This is a genomic window from Chryseolinea soli (assembly GCF_003589925.1).
Taxonomy (GTDB): Bacteria; Bacteroidota; Bacteroidia; order Cytophagales; family Cyclobacteriaceae; genus Chryseolinea; species Chryseolinea soli.
Genome location: NZ_CP032382.1, coordinates 8,153,161 through 8,169,362, shown reverse-complemented (window position 1 = coordinate 8,169,362; position 16,202 = coordinate 8,153,161). Strand labels below are relative to the sequence as shown.

Below are 16,202 nucleotides of genomic sequence, written 5' to 3'. Positions count from 1 at the left end.
TCACTTCGGATTTTAATAACCCCAGGCTTTAGCCTGGGGTTATCGGTGTGATGAAAAAAGGTGCCATAGGAAAGCCGGATCGATCTTCACGTTTCATGGCACCGACCATGCGCTCGGTCTCTGGAGCCGACGTGGCGAGCCCTCCATCGAGTGTCGTGTATCCTTTGAGCGACGTGACCTAATGGCACTTCGAAGCCAGACGCAGTGGGGGTGCGCCATGAACGCTCGAGCGACCTGTCTCGTCCTAAAATAAGTTTACAGATTTAACATCATTACTATTGTCGTGTTTTGATGTTGGAATGTGGATAACTCCACAAGAATACCTTTCAAAGTAATGTACTTTTGAGAGTTATCCATATTTCAACATCTTGAATGGATAATTTCAGGAGTCTGGTAGCCACAGCTCATATGAGGGCGTTCTTCATTATATAGCCTAACTACCAAATCCATTGTCATCTTGGCCTGATTCAAATTGTGAACGGAGTATTCGTTAAGGTACTCTTCTTTTAATATACCATTCACACGCTCAGCCAAAGCATTTTCATAGGGGTCTCCATTCTCTGTCATACTAATTTGAATCAGGCTATCCCGAAGCAACTGCGTGTATTGGCGACAGCAGTATTGCAGACCCCTGTCAGAGTGATGGATTAGGCTGATGGGCTTCGTCTGGATTGTACGTAGAGCCATTTTTAATGCTTGGACAGTTCCAGTAGCTTCCAGTGTCTTGGCTACATGATAGCCAATAATTTTTCGCGAATAGGCATCCGTAATCAAACTGATATAAACGTATCCACTATTAATTTTCCAATAAGTTATATCACTTACCCAAAGTTGGTTTACGCGATCTGGAATGCATTGCTTAATTAAATTAGGGTATTTATGGAAGTGGTGCTGGGAGTTTGTCGTAAATACCTTTCTCTTTTTCCGGACAACCAATAAGTTGTTGATTTCTAGCAACTTAAAAAATGCATCACGGCCCATTTTGATTTGGTGCTCGTGCAAAAAAGACTGTATCATTCGATAAATTTTTCTTCCTCCCATGCGAGGATGTCGGTCCCTAATTTTATATACCTGGCTCAATACAACTTTGAGCGTAGTCTGCTGAGAGTTTTGATGTTTGAAATGTTGATAATAAGCCTGAGAAGTTATACCAAGTAATCGACATAGCCGGATCAGGGCGATGTGTTTGTAACGCAACTTCATTTGATGGATTACTTGGTATCGGACTTTTTTTGGATGTCAATTTTGAGATCCTTCTCCGCTATCTGAATCATCCGTCTGTAAGCTTCTTCTTTTAGTCGGCTATCCTCCAGCTGCTTTTCCAGTTCTTTAATCCTGGCTGTTAGCGCCTGATCTGAGTCTTTTTTGCCCTTCTTCTTACTACCCATAGGTCGCAAATTTAAGGGTTTCCTTGGAACACGTTTTTTCTCGAGACCAAGCTGACGCATCCACCTCAATAACCGACCCTGATTTCTACTGCCCTTATCTATGAACTGACGCCAAAATTCATCTTTGCATCCACCTCTTGAATGATACAATTCGATTAGCCGCTTCTTTTCTTCGTCGCTTAAACGGGTCCACTTTCTCTTTTTAGTTCTCATTGCAGGTTTACTGGTTTAGTGTAAACCTATTTCAGGACAAGACAACCAGGAAGTGTGAGCGTGGCGCAGTCAGTATCGTTGCGCTAACCCCAGGCTTTAGCCTGGGGTTATACATTGTCGTCATAACTTGTGTGCGTAGACTAGGGATAAAGCCTGGGGTTATAAAGAAAATTGGCTGCCCTTTTTTGAGACAGCCAATTCTCTTTGCGTAAGGTTCTCAGCCATTCCTACCGCGCCGTTGCCATCCTCTTATCGGCCATGGTCAGCCCGGCGTCGCAGCTCTCTTTTAATGCTTTGATGTCACTATCGGTTGACAACGGTATCAGGGATTTTGCCAGAACCAGGTATTGCTTGGCGGATTTCAAATCGTTCTTTGTTGAAACTTTGTCATTCAAAATGCCTACGGCATAGTTGTAGGACTCTTTGATCAACTCATTGGGGTTGTCCTTGTTGTAGGTGTAAGCGTGTCTTGCCATTTTGAGCAAACGGCTTTCGGGGTTGAGTTTCAATAGGATTTTGATAGAGTCCGGATAGTTCAGGTAGGGCATTCTTTTCACCTGGGGGTCAATGCCGTCGGGGCTGTTCGCGAAGGCATCGATCTTGACCGGTTGCGCATCAAATTGAAATACGGGATCTGCCGGTAAGTGATGGTTTATAAAATCGCTGGGGAGTCCAAGAAAATATTCCGGTTCAAGGCGCTTCACGAAATGTGGCGTAGGACCCTCGGCCTCCAGCGCCGTGGTCGACCAGAAAAGGTCGCACGCCAGCCAGGAGGAATCCAGGTAAACAAAGTTCCAGGCGTGATTGGTTTGGCGCAGGGCATCGCCCGGTTGAAAGTCAGGATACCTCACGTAGCCGGTCACCCGAAAGCTCTGAACCTTGATCTTTTTACAGAACGCATCGACAATGTTGGAGTACTCGTCGCAAAGTCCCGTGCGTTTCTGAATAGCTTCAGGTGTACTCAATGGAAATCCGCCGTTAAAAAAGCGCGCCCCATCGGCACGCATGTAGTGATGGCTCCACAACAAAAGCAGCTGCAGTTGCTCCTTCGCGTTCGTGGAAACGGAAAGAATATTTTTCGTGATATCGTTCAGGGTTGGAGCGTTCAGGTTTTTGATCTTCTCAAACTTTTCAGCAGTTGCCGGATCGATATATTGCATGGTGTCGGCATAGGTGATCTTTTCGTGGAGCTGACCTCTTAAAAGTTTTAATGCTCTTGGGTCGTGAAGGTGAACGCCTCGCTTCAGGAACTTGATGGCCGTGGGTTGATCACCCAACGCGTAGTTGATAACCGCCAGATTATACAATGCATCTTTGTGATTGGGATCTTGCTGGATAACTTTTTCAAATTCAGCAATTGCCTTAAACGTGTCTTTTTGTTCATAAAGCAACACCGCATTTTTGTAGACCGCGTCGACCTGTTGACGATCTTGCGCGCGCGAAGCATTTCCCATAAATACCAATATGGAAACGCTGAAAAAGATAATGGTTTTCATTTTTAGAATCTGTCAGTTAACGACGATGCAGCGCTCTACCCGATGAGGTGGAAATAAATCGAGAGCGGCATCATGGCAAAAATAATAGGCACAATGATCGCGAAAGCTGTGCCCACAAACACGATGGCGGCATTGTACTTTAAATGGTTTAATCCCAGGGATTGAAAAGCGCTTTTGAAACCATGCAGCAAATGATAGAAGAGCGACAAGCATCCAAACAAATAGATGACCACAAAAACCGGGCTCTGAAATTTGTCCAGCATCATGGCGTAGAGGGGCAATTCTTCGCCCTCCAGAAGTTGATGCGTGCGATTGGGGATCCAGAAGCTCGAGGTGTGCACCACCAGGAAGAGCAGGATGAGCGTTCCCAGTAGGGTCATGCTGCGGCTGGACCAGGTCACTTTTTCGGCAGGTTTTACGGCGTAGTACCCTACCGGCCGGGCCTTCCTGTTCTGTCTCCATAATATAAGGGCATCGATGATGTGGATCAGGAACCCAGCGATCAACACGATCTCCAGCGTGCGGATGACCGGGTTTGTGCCCATGAAATGGGCCCAATGCGAGAAGGTTACTCCGCCATCATTGTAAAAGATCATCGCGTTGATGGTGCAATGGACGACCAGGAAACTGATCAGAAACAACCCCGTTAGCGCTACCAGGAATTTCCTTCCGATAGAGCTTCTTGTAAACTTGATAAACCATTCCATGACGCGTGTTGTGTTTGTTTGAATCGCAACAAAAATACATCACAACGCCTTATTCCGTATGATTAAAAAAATATTTTATCGAGGATGTCCAATCCGTAAAATACGGTTGTCATAGTGGATTCAGCCGGGTTCAAAGGGATAATAGCCTCGGAAAGGGCCTGTGCCGCCGGAAAAATTTTAGAAAAAAATAGTTGGGATTTTGTCCAGATCGGGTAAACCGGTTGTCTTCCTTTCAAACAACAAAATTTACAAAATGGAACCAAGATTAAACGTTTTTGAAAAGGGCCAAAACGCCGTGAAGACCCTTTTTGGCATCGGCGGTTATTTGAAGAAATCATCGATCGGAGTGCCGCTCCAGGAGCTGATCCATTTCCGCCTCTCGCAAATCAACGGCTGTGCCTATTGCCTGGACATGCACTATAAAGATGCGCGTGCCCATGGTGAAACCGAGCAACGGCTGTACGGTCTGAGCACATGGAAGGAGTCACCGTATTATACCGATCGTGAAAGAGCTGCGCTTGCCTGGGCGGAAGCTGTGAACGCTTGCCACGTTCCCGACGACGTATATGCCGAGGTGAAAAAACAATTCACCGACGAAGAAGTGGTCGACCTGACACTCTCCGTGGGCGCGATCAACGTCTGGAACCGGCTCAACATTTCGTTCCCGAACGCGATCGGAACCTATCAAGTAGGTCAGTTTGGATGAGACCTGACATTGACACCGTTCAAAGAAAAGTAAACAAAAAAAGAAAAGTAACATGGACGAATTCTTAATTGTGATCCACAGAGATCTGAAAAGTAAAAATGCCAGCCCGTCGCCCGAACAAATGAAGGAAGCGATAAAACCTTTTCAGGATTGGGTTGGTGGCATTGCAGCACAAAACAAACTGGTGGCTCCCCCCAAGCGCTGGGATTTGGATGGACGCGTAGTGAAACAAAACGACGTGGTGACAAACGGTCCGTATTCGGAGATCAAGGAGTCGGTGGGCGGCTTGTTCCTGGTGAGAGCCGCCAACTATGACGAAGCCGTGGAGATGGCAAAAGGATGTCCGATCCTGAAATGGGGCGCGACGGTGGAAGTGCGCATGGCCATCCCGGCCGTCTGACGCTTTTTTTTGTAAATTGAATCGCAAACCAGCGCGCCACATGAACGAATTCCTCATAGCGATCCACCGCGATTTGAAAAGCAAGGACGCGAGTCCTTCGCCCGAGCAAATGCAAGCCTCCATAAAACCTTTCCAGGAATGGATCGGCAAGCTCATCGCGCAAGACCGATTGGTCAATCCCTACAGACGCTGGGACGGTGTGGGCAGGGTGGTGAAAAAGGATGCTGTAACGGATGGGCCCTATGCCGAGATCAAGGAATCGCTGGGAGGTTTGATCGTGGTGCGGGCCAAAGACTATGATGAAGCCGTGGAGATTGCAAAAGGTTGCCCGATCCTGGAATGGGGTGCCACGGTGGAGGTGCGCATGGCCCTCGTAAACGCCTGACCCATAAAGAAAATGTCCCGTAGTCATTACGGGCATTTTTATTTTTATCGATGGAAGACCAAACGCTTTTACCGCATTTATTCAGAACAGAGTACCGGAACATCGTTTCGGTACTCTGTTATTTATTTGGGATCCAACACATCGAAACCGCAGAAGACCTGGTGAGCGATGCGTTTCTTTCTGCCACCGAACTCTGGAGCATACAGGGTGTGCCAGACAATCCCAGGGCATGGCTTTACGCGGTGGCCAAGAATAAAACCAAAAATTATTTAAAACGGAACGCACTTTTTGAAAACCGTCTTTCAAAAGAGATCAAGTATAGCGCCGACAAAACCGAAGAGATGGAGATCGATTTGTCGGAAAAGAATATTGCCGACAGTCAGCTGGCCATGATCTTCACCATCTGCAACCCTTGCAATGCCCCGGAATCTCAAATCGCCCTGGCGTTGAATCTCTTGTGTGGTTTTGGTGGCCAAGAGATCGCTGATGCATTTTTGACCAACAAGGAAGTTATCTATAAGCGCATCAACCGCGCGAAGGAGAAATTGAAGGAAGCCAATATCAAGATCGAGCAACCCACCGTGGTGGAAATAAGTGAAAGGCTGGAGACCGTTTTGAAAACGTTGTATTTATTATTTTCCGAAGGTTATTATTCGACATCCCAGGACACCACGTTGCGCAAGGACCTCTGCAGCGAGGCCATGCGGCTGACGAGCTTGCTGATCGAAAACAAAACCACGAACAAACCCGCCGTCAACGCGCTGCTGGCGTTGATGTGTTTTCATGCGTCGCGTTTTGAAGCCCGGACAAACGAGAAGGGAGAAGCTATTTTGTACCAGGACCAGGACCAAACCCTTTGGAACAAAGAACTGATTGACGCCGGCACGGTCTATTTAAATCGCGCGTCCACGGGCGACGAACTGACAAAATATCATTTGGAAGCCGGCATTGCCTATTGGCACACACAAAAGGAGGACACGACCGAAAAGTGGGAGAGTATTTTGTCGCTCTACAACAGCTTGCTGATTTTGGAATATTCACCGATCGCCGCACTGAACCGGACGTTTGCGCTTTCGAAAACCCATGGAAAGAAAGCCGCTCTTGTTGAAGCAGAAAAACTAAAGCTCACGGACAATCCGTTTTATTTTTCATTGCTGGGCAATCTCTATTCGGACATTGACAATGAAAAAGCCATTCAGCATTTTGAGACGGCCTTGCGCCTGACGAACTCTCCGGGGGATAAAATAACCTTGGCAAAAAATATTCAACGGTTGAAGGAGACTAAAGCGGTTAACTAAACAGTATCGTCCTGACTTACGCCTTTACCCGAGTTAAAACGTTTCTGACGCAGCCAGGTAAAACCCTGACGACCGGTCACCGAAGCCGATATCCACAGCAAGGTTTGTACGCGTTTTCTTATCGACCATGATCCGAAGCCCCAGACCGTAGCCGGGCTTTATCGATTCCATTAATTTTAACGATTGTTTCGGGTTGCTGGCCGTCGTGGCATTGACAAACAGCACGCCTCCCCAGATGCCTCCGCAAGGGGAGAGCGGGAAACGATATTCCGCTTCACCATACATGAGGTTGTTGCCGCGAAAACGTCCCTGCGTGTAGCCCCGTGCGCTCCGGCTCCGTTGATCGTATGCGGTGGCCGGCAGGATCATATAGGGAAACTCGCCTTCGGGCGAGAAGTTGCCCATGAACCAGAAGGCCATGAGGTGGCGCGGATTTCGTGCCGAGAGCGGGTGAAAGCTTCTCCACTCAATGGAGAAAAAATTTGCGTTGTTTTTGTTGCCCAGCAATTTCATCGAGCCGCGCCAGTTGATCATCAGAAAATGTCCTTTGTATGGATTGATCATGTTATCGCGTGTATCGGAGATCAGGTTTATGTTTAAGGCGGACGAATAGTATTTATCCGTATCGAAACCGTAGTATTTGTTGTAGGCATAGTGGCTTGTGATCACCGAGTCGCCGGGGTTCAGCCGGAGTTTTTCGTCCTCAATTTTATAGTAGTAGTCGAGGTAGTACCCAACGCCCAGGTAAAATGCTTTTCCTATTTTGAATGAAGCGGATTGATAGAAGCGCAGGAAGTTAAAGTTCAGGGGCTGTGCCAGTGAGTCGTCGGACGTCTCCATTCCCGCGAGGTTGAATTGATAGTCCAGAATTCCACCCTCCGGAGCATTCGTCCCCAGGCCATAGGTGGATTGCGAAAAGATGAGGTAGCGCCAGTCGCCCGTAAAAAAGATGTTGTTGTTTTTGGTATAGATATTATTCTTTAGCAGAAATAGTTTTTGGTTTTTAGAGGTGAACTGGAGGCTGCCCGAGAGCATGGAATAGCGGGTGTCGGCACCGGAAAGTTTAAATGCATATTGCCCGCCAATCCCCAACATAAAACCGGTTGCCGGATTGGAGCCGATAATAGGAATGAGCAGAATAGATCCGGCACCGCTGGTATCGACTTTGACAGGTTTGCGCAAAGCTTCACGAAGCACGTCGGGAAGATCGCGTTGAACACAACTGGTATCGGCCGTAATTGTCGATGTCTCTTGTGAGTAGACAACGGCGTGCACCAGCAAACCCGGCAGGAGCAGGCAAATTAACTTGATCGAAAGCCGGGAGGTTGTAGCCTGCATGTTTTTGATTTTGGGTATGCTTCCCGATGTGCATGACGACTGTTGCCTTTCGCAAGCGAGACATGCGTATAGGGCGAATTGTGATCTTTGCGATTCACCTCCGTGGTGAGCATTTGCGGGGAGCCAGGACAAAAATCAAAATGTTCCCTATGCGCGTGCCAGGTTGTGTCTGGAGTGTGCGGTGAGTTCTTGTTGTTTTTTTATTTTTTTGCGAGCACGGGATACTTTGTAAAGATCATTTTTACAGCCGTGGCAATATTTTTTTCCTTCTTCTCCGGAGAGGCATGTTCGTCTATCGTTTTAGTGCCCCGGCCTTGCCATACCAATTTTTCACTGGCCTTATCGATCAGGTTAACAAAGAGCGTCCCGTCGACATAGGTGTTGTAATCAATGTTCGTGGTACTGAAGCCCCCGCCATAGCCATATCTTCCACCGTACAGCCCACCCGTATTGGTAGCCGTAGCCTCGGTTCTTTCTTTTGCTTTCACTTGCAAATCTACCAGTGCATCGGGATTGTTTGATTTCGTCAACCCGCGCGCTGCCAGCTCAGCGTCTACGGCGCTCATCAACCTGGAACGGTCCAAATCGCCCACCGGCAATTTTGATGTTTCCTCGGTGTACGCATAGGTCTTGTATTTATTAAAATCGGCTGTCTTATCGTAATCATAGCTTACGGTAATGGAACTGCAGGCGGTGGCTGCTAAAATAAGAATGGCAAATTTTTTCATATCGTTGTGGTTAGTTTAAATGGGAAATTGGATAAGGTGAATTATACTATTTTTCTATTCCTTTCCAGATACCTTAGCCCTTTGCGCGACGCATACCCCGCTGTATAAATGCAAAGTAGTTGTCCCCAGGACCAAATTGCATGGTGTTTAAAGATAGACGCCTTTGAACACCCATATAAGTTACATGACGTTAATTAACGGTTAACTGCGACCCGTTTTTCGATCCCTTGCGCGATTAGAATTGTTTTGAGATCGATACCAGCACAAAGGGATCCTCAAAACCGAGGTTGTAGACATAGGTGGTGAGTTCCCAGTTTTTCAAACCCGCTCCGATCAATACACCCCGTTGAATATCCAATGCCGTCTGATACACCCGGGTTCGTTGCGCGCTGATACCAAACCACAACCAATCCTTCGGGGAGTAGGTGAGGTCGCTCCAGTTGTACAAGTAGTGATTTTCTTCGGTTTGAAAGTCCAGATAAACCTCTCCTTCGCTGTACAATTCAAAGCCTTTGAAATTCAAGGTCACCTCGAGGCCCGGGGCCATGCCGTCCGAACGCCCAACGACTCCTCCCAGCATCGGTGTGATGGTGTACTCCAGCTTGTTTCCACCCTGGAAATTATATCCGATCCACGCCGAAAATGTCTCCCGGTCTTCGTAGTTATAGCGGGCTTCCAGGTGTAGTTTGTTTTTGTCGGCCTGAAACACGGGGAGTATAAAGAAGTCATCGGGAATAAAATAAAAGTTAGCATGCGCATTAAACTGCCAGGCTGTGGGACCGGAAGCGGGCGCCTCCTGTGCGAACACAAAGGCACCGCCCAGCGCGAAGAAAAGAAAGCTGCCGATACGCTTTTTCATCCTCCCAGGGCTAAGGTGAGTGCGACCAATAATAATCCGATGCCCACATAGACCACGGCCGTAGTGAAGCGGCGGAAGCCGGCATATCCTGCCAGAACGTAGCCGCCGATAAACAATAGAAAAACGGCCACGCCATTCGACGCCCGCAAGGCCATAGCGGCATCGTGAAAAAACGCAAAGGGAAGCGCCACGGGGAGCGTACACAAAAACACCAGCAGGAAGATCTCAAGTCCGACAACCAGGTCGGCCCAGGTAAGCAAATGCCCTTTAGAAGGTTCGGGTATGTTCTTCAACCGGTCGCTCATGCGATCGAGTTCCTCGTCTGTCAGAAGGGTTGCAACCAGCGCCGGGAGTTCCTCCTTTAGTGCCACACGGGATGCTGCTTTGCTTTCGGCATGGGTCATCTTTTTCAGGATGGTGAGACTATGTCCCCGTTCCAGCAAAACATTCATGACATACATGATCGCATCCACCAACCCCCAGGCGAGATTGCAACCCAAGGCCGCCCAGAGCAGTTGCCGGATCTCCTGCTCGCCGTCGGTGGCTACGCTGATGGCACCGGTGAAGCTCAAGACCATGATCAATCCGAACAACACTTCAGAAGTCCTGTCGACCGGATTTAATACGGAGCTTTTTTTGACGACACCTTTCCAGAAGTTTTGATTTTCCATCATACAGCAGGAATGAAATAAAGCATCGTGCCCATGATGACATATACGATGATCAACTGAACCCCCTTGTACCAATTGGAGCGCCCGTCGCCGACGACCACGCTCGCCAGAATGACCGCCAGGAATAAGGCTAAGATCAGACCTCTTGAAAAAGAAAGATTCAGTTGCCGCGGCCCGACGAAATTGCTGAGGATGACCAGCAAGGGTGCAATGAAAAGCGCAATTTGGATCGAGCTGCCCAGGGCGATGCCGATGCTGAGGTCCATTTTATTTTTAGCCGCCATGGCGATGGCCGAAAGACTTTCCGCAGCCCCTCCCACGATGGCGAGGAAGATGATCCCGATAAAAACACTCGACATGCCCATGACTTTTCCGGTTTCCTCGGCGGCTCCCACCAACACTTCGCTCATCAAGGCGGCCAGGACCGATGCAATGACCAATGTGGTCACAGCAACGGGAAGCGACCATCGGTTTTCGTGTTCGTCGGCCGTATGTGTCGCCGTGGCTTCGCTGCGGAAGAAATCCGGGTGCGTTTTGAGCATGAAGACGAGATACAATACATAGGCGATCAGTAAAACGATGGACACGTTCAGGTTTAGCAAATTTTCAATCTCGACCGGGAATTTGTCGACGGCGTAGACATGAAAGGAGCTCGGTATGGTAAGGCTGATGACGGCCATCATCATCATGGAACTGTATACCCGGACGCTGGTGACGTTGTAGTCCTGGTTGAGAAATTTCAGGCCTCCCAGCAAAAATGATACGCCCATGGCCAGCAGTAAATTGGCGAGTATGGCTCCTCCTAACGAGGCCAGCACCATTTGGTGCAATCCCGCTTTCAGGGCGATGGTGGCAATGATCAATTCCGGGAAATTCCCGAAGGTGGCGTTGAGCAATCCGCCGACGGCATCGCCCGTATACGTGGCGAGTTGTTCGGTAGCCGATCCGATCAGCCGGGCGATGGGAATAATGGAAAGGGCGGCCGAGAAAAAGATCAGCGGTGCCGTAGCATGGCGGTATTCAAGAATGAACGTGATGGGAATAAAAGCAAACAACCAATGGATCCCGGGTTTTAAGAAATTTTTCATGGCACGATCTGTTTTAAGTAGCCGATAGTTGGCGATCGATACTAGTCGTTCGCTGGCACAGGTTTGCTCGGGTTTAAATACATTTTATACCGGAGCTGAATGACGTTATCGTTGCTGATAAAGTCCCCATCGATTTCGTTGCGCGACGATTGCCGGGTGTATATCAATTCAAACCGGTGTTTGTAGCTCAGCCGGTATCCCAACCCGATCCTGGCGCGCCGGCGATTGGCATAGCGTTCGTCCACCTGCTCGTCGAGCACGATAAATTCTTCGTAGTCCACAATGCCATACCATAGATTGTTGGTAAAAAGATTTGGCTGATTGATGCAGACATAGGCCTCTGCTTTGATCCGCGTACGATTGCTGATGTCCCAATCGTCTTTCTCGATCTCTCTGAAGTAGCGCTGTTGATACCGCAGGAGGATCCGCGTGTCGATCCGCTTATTTTGTGTGATATAGAAACGGGCACCAACAATGGGGGAGACCTCAAAGGAGTTGCTGCCCTCTTTCTGGAGCGTGTAGCCAAGCGGTACTTCGGCCGTCAGATCAACCCATCGCGACATCGTGTACTCAAACGTTGGGCTCACGCTAAGGCTTCTCCATTTGAATTCTTGTGTTAAAACCGTTGAGTATGTTGCCGAAACTTCGAACAGAAACACATTCGCAAACGGATAGTCCAGTTGATAATCAAACCAGAGTTGTTCGTGCCGTTGCGCACGACCTTGCATGTCGGTAATAAAAAGAAGAGCAGCCATTAAGCAGATGCGTTTATACATGCAGCATGGGTCTTTAACATAAGGTTACCTCTGAAGGATTTACAATAAGGTTAGTTGGATACGCGCCTGAAAGAATTGTGTCACCCCTCTCAGATTGAATCGATCCAAGACCCCGTATCCATAGGCCAACTCGAGCCGCACATCTTTGGAGAGATACCAGTTTACCATCGGCGTAATTCGCCAGAATTTTCCACCTTGCAGTGTGCCTCCATTCAGATCGAGCGATGAATATCTAACCAATACCTCCCAGGCTCCCGGACCACCTTTAAAAACAGATTTGTTTACAGCCACGAAACCAAAGATCCCGGTGGCGGTATTGTAGGGACGTGATTCTCCCGTTAAGAAATAGCTTACCATGACGTCGCCTCCAACAAATACGGGATTGCCGGTTTCCGGGGAATTGAATCGATGCATATAAATCTCAGAACCTACCATGAAAGGGCCGGATCGGAAATAAGCTTCACCTCCGATTTGATTGGAGTGATCGGCCGGGAACTTGCCGGTATCGATAAATTGTGGAGCCGGATCGGCTTCAGGCCTTGAGCGCACACGGATTTGACCATCTTTCGTCCGGCCATAGCGGTAACTCACTCCAACATGAAAGACAACATTGTCTTCCGGTGAATATAAGGGCAGCCACCCGAACCGTCCTACCGTCTGCCACTTGTACGTAGAGAATGACTGTCCTTCCGAGAGCCAATCGGTGTATATCCCGGCATTCCACCAGAGCCGTTGCTTGGGCAAGTATGCGAGCCACTTCACACCATCGGCAAGGATCGGGATGACGTCCAAAGCCATTTGTCGTTCCATCGTCCAGCCGGCATATCCTACCATAACTTTGTTCATCGAAAAGCCCTCCTTGGTTCGTCCGACAAATATGCTACCCCACAATTCCGGTACACCGATCATGAGCCCCGTCTCCCGTACATACCATGAGCGGGCGTCGTCATCGTACAGAAAGCCGGCCTTCCAGCTTAGGGTTCGTTTGGTCCTGAACTTTCCACTAGCCGTAATTCTAAAATCGCGGACGGCGAAAGTATTTTTTAGCTCAGTGCCTAGCGAGTCCGTTTGTGCTTTGCCTTCCGCATTTTGTACGAAGCCGGCAAAGTCATAAAGAAATCCTCCTCCAAATTTTAGTGAAGAAAACTTCCCGGGAAATAACCGCCAGCGCTTGTCCTTCCATTTGACGGGTACTTTACTACTATCTATAACTTCAAGCAGTTCCCCTTGGGTACCATCAGGAATATAATCCTTTTGCTGACCGAAGGAATTCCAGGGGAGCATCAGCAGCATGACCACCGTCACCCCAGCGGGTTGCAAACTGCGTAGTTCTTTTGGTAATAGATATTTCATCCTTCACCCCTCATCCCGTTTATTTAAAGGATACCCAACGGTGTAATAAAACCAACCGTAAACCTGCCCGTGTTATAATCCGATACACCAAACCGGGTTTTGGCATAGTCAGAATACTTATACACCCGTCCGACCCAGTTGGCGAAAAACTTGAGATTTAAATTGTCCCAGGGATAATACTCCACGGCCGGGATATAGCCCCATGCGTTTCGAATGTGTTCTTCTCCCGCTGTATTTTCGGGATCGTTGAAACTGTTTCTCCATTGGGCAATGTCCAGCATGCCCACAAAGGTGAGATGAAGTTTCGGCGTGATCATGTAGCGAATGTTAATCCAGTGGCCGATGTATCGCGTCTTCGCCAGGGCATAGGGATAAATGTCGTCCGGAACCGTTTGGCTCACGATACCGGTTCGGTCCAATTGTTCATCGCTCCATTTGAAATCATAAATAAATCTGAATTTATTAAACGTGAACTCATTACCCAACGCGATGTAGTTCATGTTGGCATTGCTGGCTTCGTTGAACAGGGAATACGACCAGATGGTTTTTATCTTGCCATCCAACAAACTTCCCCGCCAGTTCACCACAAAAGCCAACGGCGCTTTTGACTCCGTGAAGTTGGGTTGCGTTCCATATAATTCCGTGAATGTCTTTGTCCGGGAGTCCAATACCTGGAAGGTCCATTGGTTTCGGTGGCTCGGTGTATAGGTGGCGCCAACCCCCGTGAGGAAGTTATCGGCATACTCGACAATGTCGGAGTATTCATAGATGTCGATCGGATTCCAATCAAACTCCCAGGCGCCCCAATCGGCGCACATCTTGCCGGCCGAGGCACTCCATTTTTCCGAGATGTCGAAACGCAGATAGGCCAGGTCGACCGAGCGGCTTAGATTGTCGACCGATTCCGATGTTTGCGCACGCGTATACCGGTCGCGAAAACGGAAGTACACTTTTTCGTGAACTTTCCCCCGGATTTCTAATCTGAACTGCTCGTTGCGAAACCTGGTTTTCATGTATTCGCCATCCTGAAATTCGTTTCGCAAAGCGAAATTCATATTGGCAATCACGCTCACATCCCTGAGCAATCCCTGCTTTGCCTGCGGAATCAGAGAGGGATAGTAGGTAGTGTCGCCCACCTGGCGCTCCTGTTTCTGCGCCCAACCGATGCAGGGTAGCAGGAATAACAACAGGAGAGGCTTTATACGTATGGATGATTTCATAACCTGTGGTTTAGTAAGACAATTGGATTTAAAAGCTGACCTTTTAGCACTACAGTTTTTGTCCGGTCAAAGCAGCCGGGTCCATAAGCTTCTTGATCTGGTCTTCCGTCAGCAGTTTCTTCTCCCGGATCAACTCAAGAATTCCCTTGCCACTTTGAAGTGCTTCCTTGGCCAGTTCCGTTGTTTTTTCATAGCCAAGAACAGGATTGAGCGCCGTCACGATCCCCACGGTCGTTTCCAAATAATGCTTGAGGACTTTTTCATTCGCGGTGATTCCGTCAATACAATTTTTGCGGAACAAAGGCATCAGCTTATAAAAAAGCGCTTGCGACTCCATGATGGAGGTGGCGACCACCGGCTCATAGGCATTGAGTTGCAGGAGGCCGTCGCGTGAAGCGATCGCAACCGTTGCATCGTTGCCCATCGCTTTGTAGCACACTTGATTCATCACCTCCGGCATGACGGGATTTACTTTTCCCGGCATGATGGACGAACCCGGTTGCAGCGCCGGTAGATTGATCTCAAAAATCCCGTTGCGTGGACCGGAGGCAAGGAAAATTAAATCGCTGCTAATTTTGGAAAGGGTAACCGCCAGGTTTTTATAAGCGGAAGAAAACATGACAAACGCTTGCATGCTGCTCGTAGCGGCAATCAGATCTTTTGGTCCAACGATGGGTTTGCCCGTAAGTTTGGCAAGTTGTGCCACACATTTTTCGGCATAACCGGGCGACGCCGTGAGCCCTGTGCCAATCGCGGTGGCGCCCATGTTCACTTCGTATAGATAGGCTTCACTTTTGCGAAGGGCGTCAATGGCAGCATCGATCTGGGAACCAAAGGCATGGAATTCCTGTCCCAATGTCATGGGCACAGCATCCTGGCCTTCGGTGCGGCCCATCTTCACCAGGTTTTTGAATTCTTCTCCTTTTTTGTGAAAGGCTTGAGCTAACAACTCCGCTTCTTTGATCACTTTGTCGTTGTGTAGTATCAAGACGATGTGAATGGCCGTTGGGTATACGTCGTTTGTGGACTGGCCCATGTTCAGGTCGTCATGAGGTTCAATAAATTGATACTCTCCCTTTTTATGACCCCCCATTTCCAGCGCAATATTGGCCAGCACTTCGTTGGCATTCATGTTGGCCGATGTGCCGGCACCTCCTTGGTAGAGGTCAGTGAGAAACTGGTCGTGATATTTCCCGCCGATCACGGCCTGGCAGGCTTTCTCAATGGCGTCCATTCGTTCTTTTTTCATTCGCCCCACTTCTGTGTTGGCACGGGCCGCCGCCAGTTTCACGATGGCATAGGCCTTGACATAGTCAGGATAAAAATTAGTTTTTACCCCGCTGATCTGGAAGTTCTCCAGCGCGCGAAGGGTTTGAACACCGTAGTAGGCATCGGCTGGAATTTGCTTTTCACCCAGCAGGTCTTTTTCGGTGCGGGTTTGTTGTGCCAGTGTGTATTGAAGACCGATCAGCATCAACCCTGACAGCACGTTTATAAATTTCATCGCTTTCATTATTTTATTTTTTGTCTTTAGGATAAATCACACAGCCCCTGACGAATTGCGCCCAGATGATGA

At 48.6% G+C, this 16,202-nt stretch carries 17 protein-coding genes; 4 read left to right on the top strand and 13 right to left on the bottom strand.

Going from position 1 to position 16,202, the window contains the following annotated elements; genetic code table 11:
• Positions 1 to 360: 360 nt before the first annotated feature.
• The 4 genes from D4L85_RS33970 to D4L85_RS33950 form a co-directional block, all read right to left on the bottom strand.
• Positions 361 to 1,203, bottom strand: coding sequence for an IS3 family transposase (locus tag D4L85_RS33970; protein ID WP_119754285.1), 843 nt, complete (start codon positions 1,201 to 1,203; stop codon positions 361 to 363).
• 8 nt (positions 1,204 to 1,211) lie between these two features.
• Positions 1,212 to 1,601, bottom strand: a complete 390-nt coding sequence (locus D4L85_RS33965) for a hypothetical protein (RefSeq protein ID WP_119754284.1) — start codon at positions 1,599 to 1,601, stop codon at positions 1,212 to 1,214.
• Positions 1,602 to 1,828: 227 nt separating this feature from the next.
• On the bottom strand, positions 1,829 to 3,097 hold the full coding sequence (locus D4L85_RS33955) for a transglutaminase domain-containing protein (protein ID WP_119758535.1): 1,269 nt from the start codon (positions 3,095 to 3,097) through the stop codon (positions 1,829 to 1,831).
• A 35-nt stretch (positions 3,098 to 3,132) separates the two neighbouring features.
• Complete coding sequence (locus D4L85_RS33950) at positions 3,133 to 3,804, bottom strand: succinate dehydrogenase cytochrome b subunit (RefSeq protein WP_119758534.1); 672 nt, start codon at positions 3,802 to 3,804, stop codon at positions 3,133 to 3,135.
• A 253-nt stretch (positions 3,805 to 4,057) separates the two neighbouring features.
• Here D4L85_RS33950 and D4L85_RS33945 point away from each other — a divergent pair, with 253 nt between their 5' ends.
• Genes D4L85_RS33945 through D4L85_RS33930 form a run of 4 tightly spaced genes read left to right on the top strand, consistent with a single transcriptional unit; the run spans position 4,058 to position 6,593 of the window.
• A complete protein-coding gene (locus tag D4L85_RS33945; protein WP_119758533.1) occupies positions 4,058 to 4,510 on the top strand; it encodes a carboxymuconolactone decarboxylase family protein in 453 nt (150 codons plus the stop codon).
• A gap of 52 nt (positions 4,511 to 4,562) precedes the next feature.
• On the top strand, positions 4,563 to 4,910 hold the full coding sequence (locus D4L85_RS33940) for a YciI family protein (RefSeq protein ID WP_119758532.1): 348 nt from the start codon (positions 4,563 to 4,565) through the stop codon (positions 4,908 to 4,910).
• 40 nt (positions 4,911 to 4,950) lie between these two features.
• Entirely contained in the window at positions 4,951 to 5,295 is a 345-nt protein-coding gene (locus tag D4L85_RS33935) for a YciI family protein (RefSeq protein ID WP_119758531.1), read from the top strand.
• A 50-nt stretch (positions 5,296 to 5,345) separates the two neighbouring features.
• Positions 5,346 to 6,593, top strand: a complete 1,248-nt coding sequence (locus tag D4L85_RS33930; protein ID WP_119758530.1) for an RNA polymerase sigma factor — start codon at positions 5,346 to 5,348, stop codon at positions 6,591 to 6,593.
• 33 nt (positions 6,594 to 6,626) lie between these two features.
• Here the strand turns inward: D4L85_RS33930 and D4L85_RS33925 are convergent, their stop codons facing one another.
• The 9 genes from D4L85_RS33925 to D4L85_RS33885 form a co-directional block, all read right to left on the bottom strand.
• Positions 6,627 to 7,931 (bottom strand): BamA/TamA family outer membrane protein, encoded by a 1,305-nt coding sequence (locus D4L85_RS33925; RefSeq protein ID WP_119758529.1) that lies wholly within the window; start codon positions 7,929 to 7,931, stop codon positions 6,627 to 6,629.
• Between the two features lie 200 nt (positions 7,932 to 8,131).
• Positions 8,132 to 8,659 carry a DUF4136 domain-containing protein gene (locus D4L85_RS33920; protein ID WP_119758528.1) on the bottom strand — a complete coding sequence of 176 codons (528 nt, stop codon included), beginning with the start codon at positions 8,657 to 8,659 and terminating at the stop codon, positions 8,132 to 8,134.
• A 235-nt stretch (positions 8,660 to 8,894) separates the two neighbouring features.
• A complete protein-coding gene (locus tag D4L85_RS33915; RefSeq protein ID WP_119758527.1) occupies positions 8,895 to 9,518 on the bottom strand; it encodes a hypothetical protein in 624 nt (207 codons plus the stop codon).
• Complete coding sequence (locus D4L85_RS33910) at positions 9,515 to 10,192, bottom strand: hypothetical protein (protein WP_119758526.1); 678 nt, start codon at positions 10,190 to 10,192, stop codon at positions 9,515 to 9,517. The genes D4L85_RS33915 and D4L85_RS33910 overlap by 4 nt, the downstream gene beginning before the upstream one ends.
• Entirely contained in the window at positions 10,189 to 11,277 is a 1,089-nt protein-coding gene (gene cax, locus D4L85_RS33905) for a calcium/proton exchanger (RefSeq protein ID WP_119758525.1), read from the bottom strand. Before cax ends, D4L85_RS33910 begins: the two co-directional genes overlap by 4 nt.
• A 41-nt stretch (positions 11,278 to 11,318) precedes the next feature.
• Positions 11,319 to 12,032, bottom strand: a complete 714-nt coding sequence (locus tag D4L85_RS33900) for a DUF2490 domain-containing protein (RefSeq protein WP_160144196.1) — start codon at positions 12,030 to 12,032, stop codon at positions 11,319 to 11,321.
• 60 nt (positions 12,033 to 12,092) lie between these two features.
• Complete coding sequence (locus D4L85_RS33895; RefSeq protein WP_119758523.1) at positions 12,093 to 13,406, bottom strand: OprO/OprP family phosphate-selective porin; 1,314 nt, start codon at positions 13,404 to 13,406, stop codon at positions 12,093 to 12,095.
• Between the two features lie 23 nt (positions 13,407 to 13,429).
• The gene (locus D4L85_RS33890) at positions 13,430 to 14,626 is read right to left on the bottom strand and encodes a porin (RefSeq protein WP_119758522.1); all 1,197 of its coding nucleotides are present in this window, start codon (positions 14,624 to 14,626) and stop codon (positions 13,430 to 13,432) included.
• A 49-nt stretch (positions 14,627 to 14,675) separates the two neighbouring features.
• Positions 14,676 to 16,130 carry an aspartate ammonia-lyase gene (locus tag D4L85_RS33885; protein ID WP_228450722.1) on the bottom strand — a complete coding sequence of 485 codons (1,455 nt, stop codon included), beginning with the start codon at positions 16,128 to 16,130 and terminating at the stop codon, positions 14,676 to 14,678.
• Between the last annotated feature and the right edge of the window lie 72 nt (positions 16,131 to 16,202).

Excerpts from the sequence above, each read along its gene's own strand:
- D4L85_RS33970 (WP_119754285.1), bottom strand. The coding sequence starts at position 1,203 with ATGAAGTTGCGTTACAAACACATCGCCCTGATCCGGCTATGTCGATTA.
- D4L85_RS33965 (WP_119754284.1), bottom strand. The coding sequence starts at position 1,601 with ATGAGAACTAAAAAGAGAAAGTGGACCCGTTTAAGCGACGAAGAAAAG.
- D4L85_RS33955 (WP_119758535.1), bottom strand. The coding sequence starts at position 3,097 with ATGAAAACCATTATCTTTTTCAGCGTTTCCATATTGGTATTTATGGGA.
- D4L85_RS33950 (WP_119758534.1), bottom strand. The coding sequence starts at position 3,804 with ATGGAATGGTTTATCAAGTTTACAAGAAGCTCTATCGGAAGGAAATTC.
- D4L85_RS33945 (WP_119758533.1), top strand. The coding sequence starts at position 4,058 with ATGGAACCAAGATTAAACGTTTTTGAAAAGGGCCAAAACGCCGTGAAG.
- D4L85_RS33940 (WP_119758532.1), top strand. The coding sequence starts at position 4,563 with ATGGACGAATTCTTAATTGTGATCCACAGAGATCTGAAAAGTAAAAAT.
- D4L85_RS33935 (WP_119758531.1), top strand. The coding sequence starts at position 4,951 with ATGAACGAATTCCTCATAGCGATCCACCGCGATTTGAAAAGCAAGGAC.
- D4L85_RS33930 (WP_119758530.1), top strand. The coding sequence starts at position 5,346 with ATGGAAGACCAAACGCTTTTACCGCATTTATTCAGAACAGAGTACCGG.
- D4L85_RS33925 (WP_119758529.1), bottom strand. The coding sequence starts at position 7,931 with ATGCAGGCTACAACCTCCCGGCTTTCGATCAAGTTAATTTGCCTGCTC.
- D4L85_RS33920 (WP_119758528.1), bottom strand. The coding sequence starts at position 8,659 with ATGAAAAAATTTGCCATTCTTATTTTAGCAGCCACCGCCTGCAGTTCC.
- D4L85_RS33915 (WP_119758527.1), bottom strand. The coding sequence starts at position 9,518 with ATGAAAAAGCGTATCGGCAGCTTTCTTTTCTTCGCGCTGGGCGGTGCC.
- D4L85_RS33910 (WP_119758526.1), bottom strand. The coding sequence starts at position 10,192 with ATGATGGAAAATCAAAACTTCTGGAAAGGTGTCGTCAAAAAAAGCTCC.
- cax (WP_119758525.1), bottom strand. The coding sequence starts at position 11,277 with ATGAAAAATTTCTTAAAACCCGGGATCCATTGGTTGTTTGCTTTTATT.
- D4L85_RS33900 (WP_160144196.1), bottom strand. The coding sequence starts at position 12,032 with ATGGCTGCTCTTCTTTTTATTACCGACATGCAAGGTCGTGCGCAACGG.
- D4L85_RS33895 (WP_119758523.1), bottom strand. The coding sequence starts at position 13,406 with ATGAAATATCTATTACCAAAAGAACTACGCAGTTTGCAACCCGCTGGG.
- D4L85_RS33890 (WP_119758522.1), bottom strand. The coding sequence starts at position 14,626 with ATGAAATCATCCATACGTATAAAGCCTCTCCTGTTGTTATTCCTGCTA.
- D4L85_RS33885 (WP_228450722.1), bottom strand. The coding sequence starts at position 16,130 with ATGAAATTTATAAACGTGCTGTCAGGGTTGATGCTGATCGGTCTTCAA.